Source organism: Saccharopolyspora sp. ASAGF58, assembly GCF_012277335.1.
Classification (GTDB): Bacteria; Actinomycetota; Actinomycetes; order Mycobacteriales; family Pseudonocardiaceae; genus Saccharopolyspora; species Saccharopolyspora hattusasensis.
Genome location: NZ_CP040605.1, coordinates 7,718,039 through 7,740,251 on the forward strand (window position 1 = coordinate 7,718,039; position 22,213 = coordinate 7,740,251).

The 22,213-nt window shown below is 69.3% G+C and carries 20 protein-coding genes; 7 read left to right on the plus strand and 13 right to left on the minus strand.

What is annotated here, in order from left to right:
• Position 1 precedes the first annotated feature (1 nt).
• The 8 genes from FDZ84_RS36160 to FDZ84_RS36195 form a co-directional block, all read right to left on the minus strand.
• Positions 2-1,336 carry a sugar transferase gene (locus FDZ84_RS36160; protein ID WP_246868674.1) on the minus strand — a complete coding sequence of 445 codons (1,335 nt, stop codon included), beginning with the start codon at positions 1,334-1,336 and terminating at the stop codon, positions 2-4.
• Positions 1,333-2,556, minus strand: coding sequence for an NAD(P)-binding domain-containing protein (locus tag FDZ84_RS36165; RefSeq protein ID WP_210435342.1), 1,224 nt, complete (start codon positions 2,554-2,556; stop codon positions 1,333-1,335). Before FDZ84_RS36165 ends, FDZ84_RS36160 begins: the two co-directional genes overlap by 4 nt.
• Positions 2,553-3,875 (minus strand): carboxylate--amine ligase, encoded by a 1,323-nt coding sequence (locus FDZ84_RS36170; protein ID WP_168589494.1) that lies wholly within the window; start codon positions 3,873-3,875, stop codon positions 2,553-2,555. The genes FDZ84_RS36165 and FDZ84_RS36170 overlap by 4 nt, the downstream gene beginning before the upstream one ends.
• 14 nt (positions 3,876-3,889) lie before the next feature.
• Entirely contained in the window at positions 3,890-5,236 is a 1,347-nt protein-coding gene (locus tag FDZ84_RS36175; protein WP_168589495.1) for a nucleotide sugar dehydrogenase, read from the minus strand.
• 218 nt (positions 5,237-5,454) lie between these two features.
• Complete coding sequence (locus FDZ84_RS36180) at positions 5,455-6,195, minus strand: polysaccharide deacetylase family protein (protein ID WP_168589496.1); 741 nt, start codon at positions 6,193-6,195, stop codon at positions 5,455-5,457.
• Between the two features lie 269 nt (positions 6,196-6,464).
• Entirely contained in the window at positions 6,465-8,189 is a 1,725-nt protein-coding gene (locus tag FDZ84_RS36185; RefSeq protein ID WP_210435343.1) for an amidohydrolase, read from the minus strand.
• 180 nt (positions 8,190-8,369) lie between these two features.
• The gene (locus FDZ84_RS36190; protein ID WP_168589497.1) at positions 8,370-9,578 is read right to left on the minus strand and encodes a cytochrome P450; all 1,209 of its coding nucleotides are present in this window, start codon (positions 9,576-9,578) and stop codon (positions 8,370-8,372) included.
• A gap of 188 nt (positions 9,579-9,766) precedes the next feature.
• Complete coding sequence (locus tag FDZ84_RS36195) at positions 9,767-10,069, minus strand: hypothetical protein (protein ID WP_168589498.1); 303 nt, start codon at positions 10,067-10,069, stop codon at positions 9,767-9,769.
• Between the two features lie 150 nt (positions 10,070-10,219).
• Here FDZ84_RS36195 and FDZ84_RS36200 point away from each other — a divergent pair, with 150 nt between their 5' ends.
• Positions 10,220-11,074, plus strand: a complete 855-nt coding sequence (locus tag FDZ84_RS36200; protein ID WP_168589499.1) for a helix-turn-helix transcriptional regulator — start codon at positions 10,220-10,222, stop codon at positions 11,072-11,074.
• A 17-nt stretch (positions 11,075-11,091) separates the two neighbouring features.
• Positions 11,092-11,364 (plus strand): DUF397 domain-containing protein, encoded by a 273-nt coding sequence (locus FDZ84_RS36205; RefSeq protein WP_168589500.1) that lies wholly within the window; start codon positions 11,092-11,094, stop codon positions 11,362-11,364.
• Positions 11,365-11,471: 107 nt separating this feature from the next.
• Here FDZ84_RS36205 and FDZ84_RS36210 read toward each other — a convergent pair whose 3' ends face one another.
• From FDZ84_RS36210 to FDZ84_RS36220, 3 genes are all read right to left on the minus strand, one after another.
• Complete coding sequence (locus tag FDZ84_RS36210) at positions 11,472-12,374, minus strand: endo alpha-1,4 polygalactosaminidase (RefSeq protein ID WP_246868675.1); 903 nt, start codon at positions 12,372-12,374, stop codon at positions 11,472-11,474.
• A 203-nt stretch (positions 12,375-12,577) separates the two neighbouring features.
• Positions 12,578-13,639: a 2-oxoacid:ferredoxin oxidoreductase subunit beta gene (locus FDZ84_RS36215; protein ID WP_168589501.1), complete on the minus strand. Its 1,062-nt coding sequence runs from the start codon at positions 13,637-13,639 to the stop codon at positions 12,578-12,580.
• Positions 13,636-15,513 (minus strand): 2-oxoacid:acceptor oxidoreductase subunit alpha, encoded by a 1,878-nt coding sequence (locus tag FDZ84_RS36220; protein WP_168589502.1) that lies wholly within the window; start codon positions 15,511-15,513, stop codon positions 13,636-13,638. The genes FDZ84_RS36215 and FDZ84_RS36220 overlap by 4 nt, the downstream gene beginning before the upstream one ends.
• Positions 15,514-15,914: 401 nt before the next feature.
• Between FDZ84_RS36220 and FDZ84_RS36225 the strand changes: the two genes are divergently transcribed.
• Positions 15,915-16,862, plus strand: coding sequence for an alpha/beta hydrolase (locus FDZ84_RS36225; protein ID WP_168589503.1), 948 nt, complete (start codon positions 15,915-15,917; stop codon positions 16,860-16,862).
• 304 nt (positions 16,863-17,166) lie between these two features.
• Complete coding sequence (locus FDZ84_RS36230) at positions 17,167-18,534, plus strand: NAD(P)/FAD-dependent oxidoreductase (RefSeq protein WP_168589504.1); 1,368 nt, start codon at positions 17,167-17,169, stop codon at positions 18,532-18,534.
• An 8-nt stretch (positions 18,535-18,542) separates the two neighbouring features.
• On the opposite strand, the gene FDZ84_RS36235 is transcribed toward FDZ84_RS36230, so the two are convergent.
• Entirely contained in the window at positions 18,543-19,778 is a 1,236-nt protein-coding gene (locus FDZ84_RS36235; RefSeq protein ID WP_168589505.1) for a PAS domain S-box protein, read from the minus strand.
• A 79-nt stretch (positions 19,779-19,857) separates the two neighbouring features.
• Positions 19,858-20,052: a hypothetical protein gene (locus FDZ84_RS36240; protein ID WP_246868676.1), complete on the minus strand. Its 195-nt coding sequence runs from the start codon at positions 20,050-20,052 to the stop codon at positions 19,858-19,860.
• 480 nt (positions 20,053-20,532) lie between these two features.
• Here FDZ84_RS36240 and FDZ84_RS36245 point away from each other — a divergent pair, with 480 nt between their 5' ends.
• The 3 genes from FDZ84_RS36245 to FDZ84_RS36255 all read left to right on the plus strand — a co-directional run bounded on the left by FDZ84_RS36245 (position 20,533) and on the right by FDZ84_RS36255 (position 22,208).
• Entirely contained in the window at positions 20,533-21,150 is a 618-nt protein-coding gene (locus FDZ84_RS36245) for a TetR/AcrR family transcriptional regulator (RefSeq protein ID WP_168589506.1), read from the plus strand.
• A gap of 186 nt (positions 21,151-21,336) precedes the next feature.
• Positions 21,337-21,513, plus strand: a complete 177-nt coding sequence (locus FDZ84_RS36250; protein ID WP_168589507.1) for a hypothetical protein — start codon at positions 21,337-21,339, stop codon at positions 21,511-21,513.
• Positions 21,514-21,515: 2 nt separating this feature from the next.
• Positions 21,516-22,208: a histidine phosphatase family protein gene (locus tag FDZ84_RS36255; protein ID WP_168589508.1), complete on the plus strand. Its 693-nt coding sequence runs from the start codon at positions 21,516-21,518 to the stop codon at positions 22,206-22,208.
• The last annotated feature ends 5 nt before the right edge of the window (positions 22,209-22,213 follow it).

Consider the following 22,213-nt stretch of genomic DNA (forward strand, 5'->3'; position numbering starts at 1 on the left):
GTCATTTCTCGCAGCGGCGCGGGCGTTGGCGTCGGGTTCCGGCCGCCCGCAGGACGATCGCGGCCGTGCGCGCCACGATCACGGCGTCCCACCACGGCGACCAGTACTCGATGTACTGGTTGTCGAACCGCGCCCGGTCCGGGATGGATGTGTCGCCGTGCAGGCCTTGCACCTGCGCCCAGCCGGTCATTCCGCCGCGCATCCGGTGCCGGTCGGCGTAGCGCGGGATCTCCCGCCCGAACCGCACCGCGTAGTACGGCCGCTCCGGGCGGGGCCCCACCAGCGACATGTCGCCGCGCAGCACGTTGACCAGCTGCGGAAGCTCGTCGAGGTGCGTGCCGCGCAGCCAACGTCCGAGCGCGGTGCACTGGTCGGCCGTCACCGCCCAGTGCTCCCCCAGATCGCCGTTGACGGTGCGGAGCTTGACGACCTCGCTGGTCCGCCCGGTCCGCGTCACGCGCAGCTGGCGGAAGAACGTCCTCCCGCCACCGCTGACCGCGACCAGCGCCGCCAGTGCGAGCAGCAGCGGTCCCGACACGAACAACATCAGTCCACTGAGGACTACGTCGGAGGCGCGCTTGACCAGCGCACCCGCCCGGCTGTGGCCGAAGCGGCGCAGCGGGATCAGCGGCACGCCCCAGATCTCGTCCATGCTGGCGCGCGGCAGCGCCATGCCCAGCTCGTGCAGCCGGGGCACGACGCAGACATCCGCCGGCAGCGGGCGGCAAGCGCGGATCAGGGTGACCAGGTACGAGTCTTCTGCGCACACGATCACCCGCGTGATGCGCTGCGTGGCGAGGATTTCCGCCAGCCCGCTAGGCTGGGCGAGCGACCGGGGCCGCAGCCCGAACTCGGGATGCTCGGCCGCCAGCTCGGCGATTTCCCCGGCCGGCGCGTCGGATCCGACGATCAGCGTCGGCTCGTTCAGCAGCCCGCGCCGATAGCCGCCGCGCAGCACCGAGTACAAGCCACCGCGAGCCACGAGCAGGCCGGCCAACCCCGAAGCGCCCATCAGGAGCAGCGCATCGCCGGAGTGCCATGGCAGCAGCACCACCAGCGGTGCACCGGCCGCGACCGCGAGCTGCGGCAGCTGGTCCGACACCCGCAGGCAGATCCGCAGCCGGTGCTGGCCCTGCGCGGCCAGCACCACCAGCGCCGCCAGCGCGAACCCCGCACCGAGCAGCCAGTGCACGCCGACCACCGGGATCAGCACCACCAGCACCGCGATGTCGACCGCTGGCAGCACCCAGCCCCCGACCTGCCGCGGCATCCGCAGCCCGTGGCCGCTAGCGGCAAGCGGCCACGGCTGCGCCACGGCGGGATCGGTCACGCTCATCCGGCACCCCCGACGACCACCGGCCGCGCCGTGGTCGCGTCGATCCGGGCGGTCATCATCCGAACCGCGTAGTCGGCGCCGTAGACGAAGCGCATGACCGGCCCGTGGCTCGGCGCCACCAGCGGCCCGGCGAAGTACAGGCCCGGCACCGACGACTCGAAGTCCTTGCCGACGCGCGGCGTTCCGTCGATCGTGCGGATGGCCGACCGCAGCCCGGCCGACAGCATCGGCAGCCGGGTGATCTCCGGCGGGTAGCCGGTGGCGCAGATGACGTGGTCCGCGGTGAACGCGCGGACCTCGCCGCCGACGCGCACCCCCAGCCGCACCTGGTCGCCGGTGGCCTTGGCCCAGTCCAGCCGGTGCCCGACGTGCACCGGGAAGCGGCCCTCGACCCGCTCGCGCAGCCACCAGCCCCCGGCCGGCCCGAGCGCGGTGCGCGCCCGGTAGATCCTGGTTGCCCTGGGCAGGTGCCGGAACACCTTCGGGTGCTCGGAGTAGAACCAGGTGGACAGCCCCGAACCGAGCCCGGCCTCCGGCTCACGCATCCGGCTCCACAGCGGACGATCCGGTAGCAGCGGCTTCCCGTTCCACGCGATGCCCGGCGCGCGCGCCACCAGCCGCGCGTTGGCGCCGTTCTCGTGCAGCAGCGCCGCAGTCTCCAGCGCGGACTGCCCGGCGCCCACGACGATCACGTCCTGACCGTCGAAGGAGCTCAGGTCGTCGTGCACCGAGCTGTGCGTGCAAAGCTCGGCGGGCAGTTCGGAGAACACTCCCGGGATCCGCGCGAAGTACTCGACGCCGACCGCGACGACCACCTGGCTCGCCTCGACGCGCTCCCCGCTGCTCAACGTCAGCTCGAACCGGCCCGGCCGCTGCTCGATGTCGGCGACCAGCTCCTCCTCCACGTCCAGGCCGCGGCCCTGCTGGAACCACTCGCCGTAGTCGACGAAGTTCTCCAGCGACACCGGCACGCCGTAGTCCGCGTAGCGGCGCCCGGTCTCCAGGCAGAAGTTGCGCAGCGTGTGCGTGCCATCCGGGTCGGACAGATTCGAGGCGAAGCCCTGCGACTTCAGGTACATGCCGCGCGGCATGTGGGCGCGCCAGAGGTTCATCGGCAACCCGAACTGCCGGTAGGACAGGCCGGCCCGGCGCAGGTGCGCGGCCAACGACAGGCCGTATGGCCCGGCACCAACGATGGCAACGTCAACGAGATCGCTCATCTGCACTCCTCGAACAGCCGCTTGCGGCGGCGTCTGGTCGGTTTCCCCAGGGCGTGGTTGCGCCCCGGGACGTACTGGGGCTCGGCGAGCTCCGGATGGCGGGTGCGGCGGTGCAACGGCCACGGCCGGGCAACCGCGCGGCAGACCATCCAGAGGCACATCAGGACGAACGGCAGCAGGTCGTCGCGGGCGAACCAGGCGGTCTCGTGCACGCCGCGCACCGACGACGCCCAGGACCGCAACCCCAATTCGCCGCGCCGCAAGTACCCCAGGGCCGCGATCGGGTCGTAGTTCTCCACCAGGAACCGCCTGCCGACCGGCTGCCGACCCTCCGGGACCTCTTGCCCCGTGAGGTCCAGGTAGGACGCGAGCACGACGTCCACGCCCGCGTCGTCGCGGAACAACCGGAACTGGGCGCCCAGCCGCGGGTTGAAGTCCAGCAGCTTGTAGCGCCGGTCGCGGGCGTCCCAACGGAAATCGAGGTCCACGATGCCGCTGAACGCCAACTGCTCCAGCAGTTTCGCGGATTCCTTCAGCAGAGCCTCGTTCTCCACGCAGCGCCCGAGACTGGTCAGCCCCGCGTGCGCGGGATAGGAGCGCTCCTTGACGCCGGTGAAGGCCGGGCGACACACCGACGCGGCGTCGCAGTAGCCGTGGAAGAACCAGTCGTCACCCGGCCCGCCCGGGATGAACTCCTGCAGCATCAGGCCGCCGACGGCGGCGTCCCCGCAGCGGCCGTAGAGCTCGGCCAGCTCCTCCTCATCGCCGACGATCGTGGTGCTGCGCACCTCGCCCGGCGTCCCGAGCCACGGCGCGGAGAGCTTCGCCACCAGCGGATACCCCACCTCGGCCGCGAATTCCAACGCCTCGTCCCACGCGCCGACCAGCGTCGCCTCTGCGCAAGGTACATCCAGTTGGCGGCACAGCTGGAACATCGAGTACTTCCCGGCCAGCTGGCGCGGGAGACCGCGGGCCAGCTGGGCGAACCGGAAGAACGGCCGCAGCGGATCACCGTGCTCGGCCAGGAAGATCGCGGCCGCGTCGTCGGTAGGGATCAGCACCGACGGCCGGCCGATCCGATCGGCCAGCTCCGCGAGCCCGTCGCGGATCCGGTCGGTCTCCGCCGGATCCGGGCTCCACAGCCAACGCCCGCGCAGGTAGCGGGAATGCGCCGCCGGCGCCAGGGAATCCTCCTGCACGGCGTACACCGGCACCCCGGCCCGGCCGAGGCTGCGGATCACCCCGAGTCCGCCGTGGTGCATGACGTTCGGATCGAGTTTGAACACCACCGCGGGCGTGGACGTGTCGAATGGGAGCATCGGCGCCACCCCCGTCACAGCACGCGCCGGTGCGGCACGGCGTCGAACTGGTAGGTCGCGTCGAGAACCCGCGGGCAGTTTCGCGCCCAGCCATAGTCGACGCCGGGGTGCAGGGTGTGCAGCACGGTGACGTCCCAGTCCCGGCCGCGCGGCGCCGGCTCGCTGACCATCCGGGTGCCGTCGGCCAGGGTGATCTCCGACAGCAGCGGGTCGAAGTAGTGCACGTCGATCCCGATCCGGCGCAGCCCGGCGAGGATCGGCAGCGCCGGGGACTCGCGGAGGTCCCGCACACCCGCCTTGTAGCTGACTCCGGCGACCACCACCCGGGCCCCGGAGTGGTCGATGCCCGCGTCGGCGAGCATCTCCACCACGCGCTGCACCACCTGGCCTGGCCGCTGGTCGATCGAACGCATCGCCTGCTCGATGAGCGGCGCCGAAATGCCCTCCCGCCGCAGCTGCCACAGCAGGTAGTACGGGTCGCACGGGATGCAGTGCCCACCAACGCCGGGCCCCGGGAAGCTACCCAGGAACCCGTACGGCTTGGTCCCGGCCGCGATGGTCACCTCGATCGGGTCCAGGCCGAGCGCCGAGCACGCGTCGGCCATCTCGTTGGCCAGCGCCAGGTTCACCGCGCGGAAGATGTTCTCGTAGAGCTTGGTGAGCTCGGCGGCCTCCGGCGAGCTCACCAGGTACACCGAATCGGTCATCCGCGACACGACCTCGGCGGCCCGGTCGGCGCACCGCGGCGTGACGCCTCCGACGACGCGCGGGGTCTCCCGTTGCACGTGGTCGAAGTTGCCGGGGTCGATGCGCTCCGGGCTGAACGCGACGTGCACGTCGGTGCCCACCCGCATGCCCCGCTGCTCCAGCGGCTCGACCAGCAGCTGCCGGGTGGTGCCCGCGAACGTCGTCGAGGTCAGGATGATCGTCTGACCTCGGCGGGCGAACGAGACCACGGTCTCGCAGGCCGCCCGCAAGGCGGTCAGGTCCGGCTGGTGCGCGGTGTCGACCGGCGTCGGCACGCACACGATCACCGCGTCCGCGCCGGCGAGCACCGACGGATCGCAGGACAGCTGCAGGTCGCCCGCGGCCAGTGAAGCAGCCAACGCGCGCCGCTCCAGCTCGGGCATGTCCACCTCGCCGGCCTTGATGGCTTGCAAGCGGTCCTCGCTGATGTCGAAGCCGATGACCCGCGCCGTCGGCGACTGCAGCGCGCACGCGGTGGGCAGTCCCACGTAGCCCAACCCGACGACGACCACCGATTCGGTGCGTTCGGGCAGCCTCGGCTCGAACGCGATCAGCCGGTCCGCCAACAGGCGCTCCCGGCCGTTGACCGCCAACGCAAGCGGATGTTCAGTCACGGTTCCTCCCCCAGTTCGCCGTGCTCAAAGCACTCTCGCACCTTGTTACCGACCGGTTCTCCCACAGCGGGGGGAGCTCGCTTACCGAATCCTGACGAGGCCCGCGGATCAGTCCCGTCCGGCGGCGCGGAGGCACGGCGATTTCGCGCGAAATCGTCACCTTGCAGGCGTGGCGAGCGGCGATTTCGCGCGAAATCGGCGGTTCTCGAACGAGCCACCTAGCGTTTGATCTTCAGCTCGTGGCGCAGTCGCTTCGCCAGCAGTCGCAGCGAGCCGTCCCGGTCCCCCACATAAGTGCGCGGCAGGGCGTGCCGGCTGGACAGCGGCGAACGCCAGATCGCGCAGGCGTAGTCGTACCCGGCCGCCTCGACCGTGTTCATCACCCGCAGGTCGACATCGCCGTACGGGTAGCAGAATCCGCTGACGTCCTGGCCGGTGAGTTCGCCCAGCAGCTCTCGGCTCTCGGCCACCTCCACGAGCAGCTCGCCATCGTCCAGTTCGGACATCCGCTGGTGCAGCATCCCGTGCGAGCCGACCTCCATCCCCGCGTCGGCGACCTCGCGGATCTCCTCGGCGGTCAACAACCGCTTGCGCGGGCCGTCGGCGTCCCAGGCGTTGTGCCCGCCGGGCCGCCCGGCGATCACGAAAACGGTCGCGGTGAAACCGTGCTTCAACAACGATGGCTGTACATTGTGGACGAAATCCGTGTAGCCGTCGTCGAAGGTCAACCCGACCAAACCGCGTCCGTTCCCGGTCCGGCGCGCCCACATCAGCTCGCGCATCGACACCCCGCGCAGTCCGTTGCGGCGCAACCAGCGCAGCTGGCGGTCGAAGCGCTGCGGGTCGACGGTCACCAGGTACGGATCGCGGGCATAGGTGGCCACCGAGTGGTACATCAACACGTACGGGAACGGACGTTCGGTACCGGTCCGGACCCAATTGCTAATGGTCTGCGTCATGACGTGGCCGCTTTCTTCGGCAGCAGGTGCCGCAGAACGCTAGGCGCACGGCGGCGCACCTGGATCCGGCCACTGCGGTAAGCCCACTACCGCATCAGCAGGATTGTCACCAGGAGGGAGTGCAATTTCGTGAGAAATTGACGTTCACCCGGGTGACGGTAAATTTCTCGCGAAATCGCACGCCACCTGGGAAAACGGGCCGGGGAGGACACGGAGCGTGACGCTCGGCGTCACTCCGGGTCGGCGCGATTTCTCGCGAAATTGGCAGATCAGAGCGCTCCGTACTCGCCGACGCGGCGGCCTCCCACCCAGGTCTGCAGGGTCTTGGTCTGCCAGCGGGCCCGGCCAGACGGCGGGTCCAGCGGGTCCTGGTCGAGGATGACGAAGTCCGCCCACTTGCCCGGCTCCAGACCGCCGAGCACCCGTTCCTGGTGCGCGGCGAACGCGGCATCGAGGGTGAACGAGCGCAACGCCTCCTCCGGGCTCATCGACTGCTCCGGGTACCACCCGCCGACGGGCTGACCGTCGCGGTCGGTGCGGGTGACCGCGGCGTGCAGGCCGTCGAAGGGATTTTCCGAGGACACCGGGAAATCCGAGCCGGCGGCGATGGTGATGCCCTGGTCGAGCATGGTCCGCCACGCGTAGGCACCCGCGATGCGGCGGTGTCCGACTCGCTTCTCGGCCATGTTCATGTCGTCGGTGGCGTGCACCGGCTGCATCGAGGCGATGATGCCGCGTGCCCGAAGTCGCGGAATGTCTTCTACCGCAAGGACTTGCGCATGCTCGATGCGGTGCCGCATGCCGCCGCCGACTTCGGCCATGGCCGCTTCGTAGGCGTCGAGCACCATTCGGTTCCCAGCGTCGCCGATGGCGTGCGTGGCGACCTGGAAGCCGTCCCGCATCACCTGCGTAACGCGGCTCTTCAGCTCCGTGGCGTCCAGCTGCGGCAGCCCGGAGTTGCCCGGATCGTCGTCGTAGGGCCGGAGCATGGCGGCGCCGTGGCTGCCGAGCGCGCCGTCGATGTAAAGCTTGACGGTGCGGACGCGCAGCATGTCGTTGGCGACGGAGTCGGTGCGCGCCTTCGCGCCGAGCTCGTGGAAGGCGTCGTAGGTCAGGAACGAGTTGGTGCGGATGGTCAGCTCGCCGGAGTTCGCGAGCTGGTGCAGCACCGCGAGTTCGGCGGCTCCGGTGCCCGCATCACCGACCGAGGTGAGCCCGACCTCGTTGAGCTTGCGCTGCGCGGCGAGGAAGTTCTGCTTGATGTCCTCGATCGTCGGCTTCGGCAGGTGCTGTTCGACGAGGTCCTGCGCCGCATCGACGAAGGCCCCGGTCGGCGCGCCGTCGGCCCCGCGCACGATCTCGCCGCCGGGCGGGGTCTGGGTGTCGCGGGTGACGGCGACCTGCCGCAACGCGGCCGAGTTCGCCACCCCGGCGTGCCCGTCGACCCGGATCAGCCACACCGGCCGGTCGGGCACCACCGGGTCCAGGTCCGCCGCCGACGGCAGCCGGCCGAGTCCCCAGATCACGTCGTTCCAGCCGCGCCCGAGGATCCACTGCCGTTCCGGGTGCTGCGCGGCGAAGGTCTTGAGCGCCTGCATCGCCTCTTGCAGGGACTTCGTCCCGGCGAGGTTGAGCTGCGAGACATTGGCACCGAGCTGCCCGAAGTGCCCGTGCGCGTCGTGCAGGCCGGGGATCAGCACGCGACCGCGCCCGTCGATGCGCTCCGCTCCACCGGCGCTACCCACGTCGAGCCCGCCGACTCGGCCGTCCGCCTCGATCAGCAGGCTGCCGAACGCGCGCGGCCCGTCCGCGGTCAGCGTGAAGCCCCGCACGTTGTCGATCAGCTTCCGCCCACCCGGCGACCCCGCGCCGGTGCCACCGCTCGCGCAACCAGCGGTGACCGCCGCTCCGGCGGCGGCCAGCCCGGCCAGCTTCAGGAACTGCGCGCGGGAGATCCGGAGCCGTGGGGAAGGCCGACAGTACTCCTGACACATCGCCGAACCTCCGTTGGTCGCGCTCGGTTGATCACCTGCCAGGCGAACGTAATTCGAAAGCCCTTGGGCAGTCAATGAACCAGTGGAGGGGCGATGCACCACCAATGCTTGTGCTCAGCCGCTCGTGAGTGGCGAAGCCGGTAAGAACCGGCTTCGCCACTCACGACCCGTCGGCCCGGATCACCAGGCGACGGGCAGGGACTCGGGGCCGCGGTTGATCGTTCCGCGACGCCAGCGCATCTCCTCGGGACGGCACGCCAAGCGCAGTTGCGGGAAGTGCCGCAGCAGGCTGGAGATCATGACCTGGGCTTCCATCCGGGCGAGCGCGGCTCCGGCGCAGAAGTGGGTGCCGTGCCCGAAAGCCAGGTGCGGATTGTCGCCGCGTTCGACGTCCAAGCTGTGCGGTTCGGCGAAGATCTCTGGATCGCGGTTGGCCGCGAGGTAGGAGACGTACATGGCCTCGCCCTCGGCGATGGTGACATCGCCGAGGCGGATGTCCTCCGTGGCGATGCGCGGGAGGCCGACACCGTTGCGGTGCGGCACGTACCGGAACAGCTCCTCGACCGCCTGCGGCACCGATCCATCGACGAGCAGCGCCTGCTGCTCGGGGTGGCTGAGCAACGCGTAGATCATGTTGGAGCCGTTGTTGCGGACCGCGTCCATGCCGTTGAGCTGCAAGATGACGGCCAGGGAGATCAGCTCGGGCTGGCTGAGCTCGCCTGCCACCCGCGCCGCGACCAGGCCGCTGAACACGTCATCGCCCGGCTTCCTCCGGAGGCGTTCGGCCAGATCGGTGAAGTACTGGCGGAGCTCGGCCTTGACGGCGTCCGCTTCGGCGCGGGAATGGTTGCTGGACAACAAGATCTGCCGCCAGGAATGCATCTGCGGCCAGTCCAGGCGGGGCACGCCCATGAGCTCGCTGATGACCTGTGTGGACAGTGGTCCGCTGAAAGAGCCGACGAGGTCCGCGGGTGGGCCTTGCGCGGCCGCGCGCTGGAGCAGTTCGTCGGCGATCCGCTCCGCCCGCGGCCGGATCGCTTCCACCCGGCGCGGAGTGAAGCTCTGCGAGAGCAGCCGCCGCAGGCGGGTGTGATCGGGTGGATCGGTGCGTCCGATACCGCCGGGGAGCCCGACGACGTGCGGAGTCATACTGGTGATGGGCCGATCGACGGTGGCGGCGCGGCTGAACCCGGGATGCGAGGCGACGGCCCTGACGTCCTCGTGCCGGGTGACCAGCCAAGCGTCGCCCTCGCCGAAGCGGAGCCGGATCCGAGCGACCGGCTCCTCGGCGAGGAGCCTGGTGAGGAACGGATCGAAGGCGAGCCCGTCGAGGTCGTCGACGGGCCACAAGTGCGCGACACGATCGGAGCCCGGCTGCACACCGCTCATACGTGGCCTCCTCCACGAGGCGGCCGACCCAGCACGAATGACCGCCACACGTTCCCGACACGACGACCTCAGAGTCACCCCGACCTGCTCCCCACGCCGCCCGAAACCCCCGATCCAGTGCCCGCACGAGTCATGAGCGGAAACCGTCGCACCAACGACCGTTCCCGCCCACGTCCCCGCAACAGCGGTCACTCCCCGACGTCGCCCTGATTCGTCCGAAGCTCGCGAAGAGCACGTTCCCTTTGCGTCACAAGCCTTTCCAGACCTGTCTCGGTGAAGACGATGTCTATGCCGTCCAACTGCCCGCCGACGCGGAACTCCACCTCATCGCCGAAGACCGCGTAGTCCATCGAGCAGTCCTCGATCCTGACCCATGCAGCAACCTGAAACTGACCCATGCCCGACCTTTCTTCCTTAACTGCTGCGAAACGAGTTCGAACTGGCGCATTTGAAGCGATGTCGCCGACAGCGCAGCCCGCGCCAGCGGTCATGAAAACTATCGTGAGCGATAATTTTCATCTCGACAAGGAGACGCACTCGATCAGGCTCGCCGTTCACACGATCCGCCGAACGGACGCACGGTAGGCTGCGCACGGCGTATCGGCTGATCACCAGCAACGGGTGCCAAACGGAGGTGTCGGGTGGCACAGAACGTCGCGAACGTCCGGCAGCGGAGAGTCGCTCGCACGCTACGCGATTGGCGCAGGTCGAAGGGCGCGACGCAGGAAGAAGTGGCCAAGCCGCTGCACTGGTCGGTGCCCAAGCTCAGCCGCTACGAACGCGCCGACACCATCGCGGGCCCCGCCGAGATCATCGCCATCGGCACAGTGCTCGGCGTCGAAGAAGCAGAACGCGACGGCTTGGTCCAACTGGCGGTCGCTTCGCTTGAGACCGGCTGGTGGAACACCTACGCACCCGACGCGGTTCGAGGGGACTTCGAGGACTACCTCGAAGTCGAGGAAGTGGCGACGCGCCTGCAAATATTCGAGATCCATCTCGTGCCCGGACTTCTGCAAACCGCCGAGTACTACGAGGCGATCCTCCGAGAAGCAGTCAAGGGCTCGCACGAAGAACTGCTGAACGCACGTCGGCAGCTTCGCCAGGAACGTCAAGCCAGACTGGACGCGGAAAGCCCGCTGGGCTACCACGCGATCGTCCACGAGTCGGCCCTGCGCCTGCCGATCGGCGGCTCCGAGGTCATGCGAAACCAGCTTGAGCACCTGCTTGCCCGGAACGAGCTGCCCAACGTGACCCTCCAGCTCCTTCCGATCGACGTGGGCGCCTATCCCGGACTCGGATGCGCTTACCACCTGGTGACTTCCGGACCGGACGACGTCCAGGGCGTGTACCTGGAGAATCTGCACGACGGCCTCTACATGGAGGATGACGCAGAGATCCAAGTATATACGCTGGCTTTCGAGCGCCTGACGGAAAGAGCGCTCAGCCCGGAGTCTTCGGTCCAGCGGATCATGGAACTCCGGGAGCATTGGAGTTAGAGACAAGGAGTCACGGCATGGCCGCGCCAGACTTCACGAGCGCCCGCTGGCGCAAAAGCACCTACAGCAACGAGGCGAACGCCTGCGTCGAAGTGGCTTCAGCAACCAGTTGGAGAAAGTCCACCTGCTCTCAGGGCGAGAACGCTTGCGTAGAGGTCGCTTCGACCCCCGGCGTGACCGGAGTACGAGACTCCAAGCAACACGGCAGCGGCCCGATCCTCGCGTTCGACCGGGAGTTATGGAACGGCTTCATCGGCAAGCTCAAGGCCGGAAGCTTCGATCGGCCGTAACGCCCGGTCCAGCTCGGGGCCGTGAGTCTTTTGGGCAGCCATAGCAGCAGCCATAGCAGCCCAAAAGACTCACGGGAGCTTACCTGGTGCTCGGCGGCGAGCGGCGCTCAGCACTGGAAGTAGAAGTACCCCTCGTCGCCGATCGCGACGAGTTGCCGATCGCGGATCACCGTAGCCTTCAGTCGATCCGGCCGGGCACACGTCTCCGCTGGTGGTTCCGCGAGATTGTCCGTGTACTCGATGCCGATGACTCGATCACCGTGAACGGCGGTGTACACGGCGCATTCGTTGTACTGCAAGCACTCCTCGGCCACGGCGAAATCGAAGCCCGCCTGCTCTTCGGCCTGGCTGCCCAGCTCTGCGGAGTTCTTCTGGCCGATGAGCAGACCGGCGCCGTGGGCGACTCGCGCGAGTTCTGCCGCGAACGCCAGATTGTCCTCGACCGTGAGCGCTCCTTCCGAGCGGCTGTAGGAATCCAGGTTGTCGATCTCCACGGCGTCGAAACCCGCCGCCGAACATGCCTTGATCGTTCGGTCCTGGATTTCGGCCAGCTGACGGCGCCTGTCCGCCGTCGAGGTGTCGACGATGAGCTCGTCCGGCCATTTTTCGTCGACGACCGGAAGACCGTCGTCGCCGAACAGGACCAGGTCGCGACGATCACGCAGCCACAGCTCACGTTCCGCCGGCTGCGTTTGGAACCCGTTCACATAGCAGATGTTGTAGACGCCCGGAGCGGGTCGGGCGGTGCTGTCCCGGACGACCACCCCGACGCCGGCGGGCGGAGGATAAGCACCACCCAGCTGGTAGTCGACCGCCGCAGCTGTAGGAAACTCCCGCGCGGCATCGGAATCTGCCACCTCCGGGGCGGTCTCGAGTGCACGCGGCTCTTCGGCCGAGCCCGAAGGGAGCGAGCATCCAGCGGTGGCGGTCACCGCCACGACGACCATCCAGAACGATGAGCGCACCGCCGACCTCATGCCCTCTGCCTCCATCACGATGCTCGCGCACATCTCCCCGACCTGATTCGGCGGTTCGAAGTCAAGACCGGAATGTTCGACCGAGCCTAGGCGGCATTCAGATCAGGTGATGCGCGAAGGGCGCCTTCGGGCAACTCAATTACCCGAAGGCGCCCTTCACCCCGCTGACTGGGGCCGAGCTGTGTGAGGGGCACTCGGTGACCGAAACAGTTGGTCACCGAGTGCCCCTCACACCGTCAGATCGTCCAGGAGTCGTTGCCCGTCAGGAGGGAATGGAGGTCGGCGGGCTTGGCCTGCACCGCCTCCTCGACCTGGGCTCGGGCCAGGTCGTCGTAGGTCGGGCGGGTCACCGCTCGGAAGATGCCCGTTACCGCCGGGTTGAGGTCCTGGCCGCCCAGGCGGGACAGCGCGAAGGCGTAGGACGGGTCTTCGCGGTTGGCGTCGTGGACCACCACGTCGGATTCGTCCACTTCGGACAGCTTGGTGACCCGGAAGCCGTCGCGGTCGTTGATCACCGCGTAGCGCTCGTCCTCCGGTCCGAACACGATCGGCTCGCCGTGCTTGAGCGCGACGATCCGGCGCTGCTTCTCGTCGTTGTCCTTCAGCACGTCGAACGCGCCGTCGTTGAAGATCGGGCAGTTCTGGTAGATCTCCACCAGCGCGCTGCCGCGGTGCTCCGCCGCCGCCTTCAGCGTCTCGGTCACGCTCGCACGGTCCGAGTCGATCACCCGTGCCACGAACGACGCCTCCGCGCCCAGCGCCAGCGACACCGGGTTGAACGGGTGGTCCAGCGATCCGGCCGGCGTCGACTTGGTGACCTTGCCGACCTCGCTGGTCGGCGAGTACTGGCCCTTTGTCAGCCCGTAGATCCGGTTGTTGAACAGCAGGATCTTCAGGTTCACGTTGCGGCGCAGGGCGTGGATCAGGTGGTTGCCGCCGATGGACAGCGCGTCGCCGTCACCGGTCACCACCCACACCGACAGGTCCGGTCGGCTGGTGGCCAGGCCGGTGGCGATCGCCGGCGCGCGGCCGTGGATCGAGTGCATCCCGTAGGTGTTCATGTAGTACGGGAACCGGGAGGAACACCCGATGCCCGAGATGAACACGATGTTCTCGCGCTTGAGCCCCAGCGACGGCAGGAAGCCCTGCACCGCGTTGAGCACGACGTAGTCGCCGCACCCCGGGCACCAGCGGACTTCCTGGTCGGACTTGAAGTCCTTCGCCTTCTGCGGCTCGTCAGTGGTCGGCACGCCGGCCAGCCCGCCGAGGACCGGGATTCCCAGATCGGTGGTGGTCACGCGGGCACCCCCTGCACAACTTCGGTGAGCACGTTCTGCAGCTCCTCGGCCCGGAACGGGAGTCCGGCGACCTTCGTGTAGGACTGCACGTCTACCAGGTAGCGGGCGCGTAGCAGCATCGCCAGCTGGCCGAGGTTCATCTCCGGGATGATCACCTTGTCGTAACTCCGCAAGACGTCGCCGAGGTTTCCCGGCATCGGGTTCAGGTAGCGCAGGTGGGCCTGGGCGATCGACATGCCCTGCGCGCGCACCCGGCGGCAGGCGGCGCCGATCGGCCCGAACGACGAGCCCCAGCCGAGCACCAGCACGCGGGCGTCGCCGACGGGGTCGTCGACGGTGATGTCCGGAACCTGAACGCCGTCGATCTTGGCCTGGCGCAGCCGGACCATCTTGTCGTGGTTGTCCGGGTCGTAGGAGATGTTGCCCTTGCCGTCGGCCTTCTCCAGGCCGCCGACGCGGTGCTCCAACCCGGGGGTGCCCGGCACGGCCCACTCGCGGGCCAGGGTCTCGGGGTCGCGCACGTAGGGCCAGAACTCCCCGGAGCCGTCCGGGGCGTTGGGCTCGGTGGCGAACTCGACCCGCAGGTCGGGCAGCTGGTCGACATTCGGGATGAGCCACGGCTCGGAGCCGTTGGCGATCGCGCCGTCGGACAGCAGCAGCACCGGGGTCCGGTAGGCCAGCGCGATTCGCGCGGCATCCAGAGCGGCCTCGAAGCAGTCCGCCGGCGAGCACGGGGCGATCACCGGCACCGGCGACTCGCCGTTGCGGCCGTAGAGCGCCTGCAGCAGGTCCGCCTGCTCGGTCTTGGTGGGCAGCCCGGTGGACGGCCCGCCGCGCTGGATGTCGCACACCAGCAGCGGCAGTTCCAGCGTCACCGCCAGGCCGATGGTCTCGGACTTCAGTGCCAGTCCCGGCCCGGACGTGGTGGTCACGCCCAGCGCACCGCCGAAGGAGGCGCCCAGCGCCGCGCCGACGCCGGCGATCTCGTCCTCCGCCTGGAAGGTCGTGACGCCGAAGTTCTTGTGCTTGGCCAGCTCGTGCAGCACGTCCGAGGCGGGCGTGATCGGGTAGGTGCCGAGGAACACCGGCAGCCCGCTGCGCTGCCCCGCTGCGACGATGCCGTAGGCGAGCGCGGTGTTGCCGGTGATCTGCCGGTAGGTCCCGGTGGGCAGCTTGGCGGGCGCGACCTCGTAGGTGACCGCGAAGGCCTCGGTGGTCTCGCCGTAGTTCCAGCCCGCCCGGAACGCCAGGATGTTGGCCTCGGCGATCTGCGGCTTCTTCGCGAACTTCTCCCGCAGGAACCGCTCGGTGCCCTCGGTGGGCCGGTGGTACATCCACGACAGCAGGCCGAGGGCGAACATGTTCTTGCAGCGCTCGGCGTCCTTCTTGCCCAGCCCGCTGCCTTCGAGCGCGCCCTGGGTGAGGGTGGCCATCGCGACCTGGTGCACCGCGTAGCGCTCCAGTTCGCCGCTTTCCAGCGGGTTGGCGTCGTAGCCGACCTTCGAGAGGTTGCGCTTGCTGAACTCGTCGGTGTTGACGATCAGGATGCCGCCGTGCGGCAGATCGCCGATGTTGGCCTTCAGCGCCGCCGGGTTCATCGCCACCAGCACGTCCGGCCGGTCGCCGGGGGTGAGGATGTCGTAATCGGCGAAGTGCAGCTGGAAGCTGGACACACCGGGCAGGGTTCCGGCGGGGGCCCGGATCTCGGCCGGGAAGTTCGGCAGCGTTGCCAGGTCGTTCCCGAAGGCCGCGGCCTCCGAGGTGAACCGGTCTCCGGTCAGCTGCATGCCGTCGCCGGAGTCACCAGCGAACCGGATCACCACCCGGTTCAGCTTCCGGGTGCCGTTCGACCGGTGCCCGTTCGTCGTACTCAATTGGCCCGTTCCCCTTCACCTGCAGGCAACGTTCATACTGTGGCGAACGATACAGCCCCGGTTCTTATTCCGATCACGACCAGGGCTCCACGCCCACACTTTCCGCACGCGCCCGCACGAATCCCCCGAACCACCGCGATCTTCACCGAAACGATCGAGTTCCGCATTCGGCCGCAGGTGGCGACACCTGTATCGAACTACCCGGAACGCGGCGCCCACAACCAGGCACGACGCGAAAACCCGGACATGTGAGCTCGACCATACCGATCAGCCGGAAACTCATGTGATACCTGCCACTCTTCTGGTTTCTCATGATGTGGAAGCGCGTTTCCCCGGAACGGCCGATACCTTCCGCGCGGCATCCTCGGTTTACTGCGACGATCCACTGCGCTGGAGGAAACATGCCGTTGCATCCGGAGGCCGAGCCGTTCGTCGCGCTCATGCAGGAGTACTTCCCCGACCTCGGCGGCGCGGTCACCGACGCCGCGCAAGCCCGCGCGATGATGTCCGAGGGCACGGCGGCGCGGCCCCGCCAACTGGTGGCGAAGGTCGAAGACCGGCTCATCCCCGGCCCGCCCGGCGTGCAGATCCCGGTGCGCATCTACTGGCCGCGAGCCGGCGGCGAGCCGATGCCGGTGGTCGTGTACTTCCACGGCGGCGGCTGGGTTCTCGGCGATCTGGAAAGCCACGACGGCGTCGCCCGCTCGATGGCCAACGGCACCGGGGCGATCGTCATCGCCGTGCACTACCGGCGCGCCCCGGAACACCGCTACCCGGCAGCCGCCGATGATGCTTACGCCGCAACGCAATGGGCCGCCGAACACGCCGTGGAGCTCGGCGGCGACCCGGCCCGCCTCGCGGTCGCCGGGGACAGCGCCGGCGGCAACCTGGCCGCGGTGACGTCGCTGCGGGCCAACGAGAACGGTGGCCCGGACATCGGCTTCCAGCTGCTCGTCTACCCGGTCACCGACCATGACTTCACCACCGAATCCTATGTGGACAGCGGCCCGGACTGCCTGGTCATGACGAGCCACATGATGTGGTTCTGGGACCAGTACGTACCCGACTCAGCCGACCGCGACCACCCGCACGCCTCCCCACTGCGCGCCGCCGACCTCTCCGGGCTGCCGCCCGCGCACGTCCTGACCGCCGGCCGCGACCCGCTGCGCACCGAGGGCCAGCGCTACGCCGAGCGCCTGCAAGCGGCGGGCGTGCCCACCAGCACCCAGCACTGCCCGGGCCTGTTCCACGGCTTCACCGGCGGCGTCGACCTGCTGCGGCCCGCCGGTGAAGCGATGGCCGAGGCGTACCGCGTGCTGCGAGAAGTCCTGAAATCGGAGGAGAAGTGACCGCGCGGCAGAATCTGTTCGAACACCTCGACGCCCGGCGCAGCGTGCGGTTCGTCGGTTCCGACCCGGTGCCGCGCGAGGCATCGAGAGCGCCGGGATCGCCTGCGGCATGTTCATCACCGCGCTGCACACGATGGTCCCGGACCTGACCCGCAAGCCCATCGGCGAGGCGCTGACCTGGGCCTGACACCCGCGCGATCCGTCCACACCGGAGAACCCCCCGGCACCGGGCCCGCCCGATCGGAGTTCGAGGTGCGCGCCCCGACCTGCGGTGCTGGGCTGGTAGTCGACAGCGAACGAGGAGGTGGACGCGGTGGTCGAAGAGGTCGACGTCGTGGTCATCGGCTTGGGGCCGGGCGGCGAGGACGTGGCGGGACGGCTGGCGAGCGCGGGCCTGGACGTGGTCGGGGTCGAATCGCGGCTGGTCGGCGGCGAGTGCCCGTACTTCGCCTGCATCCCGACCAAGATGATGGTGCGGGCCGCCGACGCCCTCGGCGAGGCGCGCCGGGTGCCCGAACTCGCCGGGCAGGCGACCGTGCGGCCGGACTGGACGCCGGTCGCGAAGCGGATCCGCGACGAGGCGACCACCGACTGGAACGACGAGGTCGCGGTGCGGCGCTTCGAGGACACCGGCGGCCGGCTGGTGCGCGGCGTCGGCCGGATCAGCGCGCCCGGCGAGGTCACCGTCGACGGCCAGGTATTCCGGGCCAGCCGCGGCATCGTGCTCAACCCCGGCACCGATCCGGTGGTCCCGCCGATCGACGGGCTCGCCGAGAGCCCGTATTGGACAAACCGCAACGCGGTGCCCGCGACCAGCGCGCCGGAGTCGCTGCTGGTGCTCGGCGGCGGCCCGGTCGGGCTGGAGTTCACGCAGGTCTTCGCCCGGTTCGGCACCGCGGTGACGGTTCTGGAGATGCATCCGCGGCTGCTGTCGGTGGCCGAACCAGAGGCCTCCGAGGTGGTCACGGAGGCGCTGCGCGCCGACGGCGTACGAATACGCACCGGCTGCGCGGTCGACCGCGTCAAGTACGACGACCAGTTCCAGGTGCACCTGGATTCGGGAGAGGTGCTGACCGCCGAGCGCCTGCTGGTCGCCACCGGTCGGGGCACCGACCTGCGCGCGCTGGGGGTCGCGGCCGTCGGGTTGGACGACCAGGCCAGGAGCATCCCGGTCGACGGCCGCATGCGGGCCGCCGACGGCGTTTGGGCGATCGGCGACATCACCGGTCGAGGCGCCTTCACGCACACCTCGGTCTATCAGTCCCGGATCGCGGCTGCCGACATCCTCGGTCAGGGCAGCGAGGTCGCCGACTACCGCGCGATGCCCTCTGTCATCTTCACCGACCCCGAGGTCGCCACCGTCGGGCTGACCGAATCCCGGGCCCGGAAGCAGGAAATCGCGGTGCGCACCGCCACCACCCAGATCTCCGCGTCGACGCGCGGCTGGATCCACAAGATCGACAACGAGGGGATCATCAAGCTCGTCGCCGACGCCGAACGGGGCGTGCTGGTCGGCGCCACCGTGGTCGCGCCCGCCGGCGGTGAGATCATCGGCGCGCTGGCCGTGGCCGTGCACGCCGAGGTCCCGGTGCAGCGCCTGCGCGAGATGATCTTCGCCTACCCGACGTTCCACCGGGCGATCGAGGCGACCCTCGACGGACTGGACGCCTGACGGGCCGGTCAGCGGCCGCCGCCGTGCCCCTCCCGGCGGCGGCGCTTGCTGGCGTACATGTCGCGGTCGGCGCTGTGCAGCAGCATGTCCGGCGCGACAGCAGGGTCGGAAGTGGTGGTGTAGCCGACGCTGGCGCGCAGCCGCATTCGGGCTCCGTGCACCTTCACATCGGTGTTCAGGTGCTGCTCCACGCGGTCCCGCAGCGACCGCGCGGCGTCCTCGTCCGGCAGCAGGCTGACCACGACGAACTCGTCGCCACCGATGCGGGCGACGGTGTCACCGGCCCGCACCGCCAGCTGCAGCTCGCGCGCGGTGGCGATCAGCAGCTGATCGCCCAGCGCGTGCCCGAAGCGGTCGTTGACCGGCTTGAGCTGGTCCAGATCGGCCAGCACCACCACCAGCACGCCGTCGTCGCGCGCCAGCTGCTGCAGACCGTGGTCGAGCCGGTCGGCCAGCAGCGCCCGGTTCGCCAGCCCGGTCAGCGGGTCGTGCAGCGCCAGGTGCGCGAGGTGGGCGTCCACCAGGCGTTGCTCGCCGATGTCCTCGTACTGGCTGACGACGAACGCCGGCGCGCCGTCAGCGCCCGGCACGGTGGTCGCCCGGATCAGCATCCAGATCGGGTGGCCGTTCTTGTGCCGGTAGCGCTTCTCGATGCTGATGCTGTCCCGGTTGCCCTCGATGAGTTCGTCGAGAGCGACCATGCCCTGCTCCTCGTCGTCCTCGTAGGTGACGTCGGCGAACGCCATCGACAGCATCTCCTCGCGCGTGTAGCCGAGCATGCCACAGAGCGTGTCGTTGACCTCCGTCCACGCGCCCTTGAGGTCCAGCACCGCCATGCCGATCGGCGCGTTGGCGAAGCTGCGCTGCCAGAGCAGCTCCGCCTCCCGGCGCCGGGTGATGTCCTGGATCTGCGACAGGAAGTGGATTGCCCGGCCGTGGCTGTCCCGGATGAACGACCGCGCCACCGACGCCCAGATGACGCTGCCATCGGAGCGGATGTAGCGCTTCTCCAGAAGGTCCGGGGACTCCACCGGCCCCTCCGGGTCGATGTCGTCGGGGTGCGTGACGGCCCGGTAGTCCAGGCCCTCCAGATCCTCCCTGCGGTAGCCGAGCATCCGGCACATGGCTTCGTTGACGTACCGGTAGTGGCCCTGCAAGTCGAGGATCGCCATCGCAGACGCCGCCTGGTCGAAGACGCGCAGCCAGGGCACGCCAGCGGCGAAGTTCGGCTCCGAGGGGGACATGAGAACCGAACCATAGCGGGCCGGACCCCGGCACGCATCGGCCCGGTGGTCCGCCTCGCGTGTCAGGCGTCGCCGCGGTTCATCGCCAGCAGCCGGTCCAGCACCGCCGGCGAGGCCTTGACGCCGTCGTGCTCGTACTCGCCAGCAGCTCGGCGGCCTCCCGCAGCCGCACCAGCGACGGGTCGTGTTCGAACAGCCAGGGGTAGATCATCTCGCCGGTGAAGTTGACCCGCCCGGACCGGGTCCAGTCGAACTCGTCGAACTCCGCGCGCACCCGGTGGGCGGACCACTGCGACGCGGCGCCCTGGCAGTAGATGGCCTCGTGCCGCGCGGCGAAGGATCGGTGCCGTTTGCGGCGGTGATGCGCACCTGGTCGGCCTCCTCCAGCAGGCCGACCAGCGCGCGGCCCAGCCGCATGACGCCCTCGAAGCCGGACTGATCCGGTGATCTCCCGAACAGTCGTGCTGGTGTTGCCCGGGTGTCCCCCGTGAGCGTTTGTGGGTGCCATAGCACCCAAAAACACTCACGGCTGTTCTTGGCCCGCCGATGCCATGCAGGCCTTCCGCGAGAAGCGCAAGCCCGAATTCCGGGGTCGGCGACCACTGTGGACGGACGGCGCGGGCACAGTGCCGTCGTCGCGATGCGAGGCCGGACGGGTAGACGCGGTGGCAGAATCACTGGCACGTACCGTGCCAGCCACATCCCGTTCCCCGCACCATGCCCGATCCCCGGCAGCACCCCGTATTCTGTCGGTGTGACGGCGGCATCCGAATCCTCGGCCCACAACGGCTCCGCCATTCCGCGCGGCCAGGGCGGCGACGCGCTCTCCGTCGCGGCGCGCGAGATCTTCGCCGAGCGCGGATACCACGGCGCATCCATCCGCGACATCGCCAAGCGGGCCGGATTGAGCCTGTCCGCGCTGTACTACTGGCATTCCAGCAAGCAGGAGCTGTTCGCCGGGCTGCTCGAGGACAGCGTCAACGATTACGTGCAGGCCTGCGACGCGGCTCTTCGCGACTGCGGCGACGATCCGGTCGAGCGGCTACGCGCGATCGTGCGCGCCACGGTGGACTACCGGGTGCGGCGGCGGGTGGAAAGCACCATCGCGGTGCGGGAGATCCGGAACCTGGAGCACGAGCACGCGCGGCGGCTCGCAGCGCTGCGCGAGTCGGCGACCCGGCTGTTCCAGGACATCATCGACGATGGCGTGCGGCGCGGGGCCTTCTCCTGCGAGCACCCCGTCGAGGCCCGCCTCGCGATCCAGGCCGCCTGCAACGCGATCCCGCAGTGGTATGACCCGGAAAGCGATGTGGGACCGGCCGAACTGGCCGACCGCTACGTCACCATCGCGTTGCGCATCGTGGGCGCCTAGCTCCGGCGCGGGACGGCGAAACCTGACCGTTCTTCGGACTGCTTCAGCCCGCAGGGCCCGCTCGGCGACGAGCAGCTGGCAGCCGCCCGCGAGCTCGCGCCGCGCCGGGATGTCCGGGCTGGCCGCATCCTCAACACCTCTACCAGCACGCAGCCTTGTATCGGTTTCCATGGGCCAGATGATTGAATGACCGTTGTGAAGGCGAATATGGCGATGAAAATCCGCCGGTACCCCGATGCGGGGCCTCTCCCGCCCGAAGGCAGGCGGAAGATTCCTTCACCGGCACGCCGCATGGAGTACTGGAAACGCACCAAACAGCCCAATCCGGCCGACTTCCGGCTGCTGGGCGGGGAAAGCGAGTGAGCATGTCCGAAGTGGAGTACCGGCAGTCGCGGTTCTCGGCACCTGCCGGATCCACCGACATCCTGCTGATCCGGCACGGGGAATCCGCCCCGGCGCGTCCGGACCAGCCCTTCCGGCTGGTGGACGGCCAGGGCGACCCGGAGCTCGCCCCGGCGGGCTGGGAGCAAGCCGAGCTGGTCGCGGACCGCCTCGCCGCCGTGCAGCTGGACGCGATCTACGTGACCACCCTGCAACGGACCGCGCAGACCGCCGCACCGCTGGCGGCCCGCGTCGGCCTGACCACGCTGGTCGAGCCCGACCTGCGCGAGGTGCACCTGGGCGACTGGGAAGGTGGGCTGTTCCGGCAGAAGGTCTCGCAGAACGACCCGGTGATCCAGCAGATGCTCGCCGAGCAGCGCTGGGACGTCATCCCGGGCGCGGAGTCCACCGAGGCGCTGACCACGCGGCTGCGCGGCGCGATCGAACGCCTCACCGCCGCGCACCCGGACCAGCACATCGCGGTGTTCACCCACGGCGGCGTCATCGGCCACGTGATGGCCATGGCTACGGGCTCGCGGCCGCTCGCGTTCCTGGGAGCGAACAACGGCTCGATCTCGCAGATCGTGATCACCGAGGACCGCTGGATCGTCCGCCGTTTCAACGACTCCGCCCATATCGACGACGGTCTGAGCAAGACGGCCTCCCCCCTGAGCTGAGCACT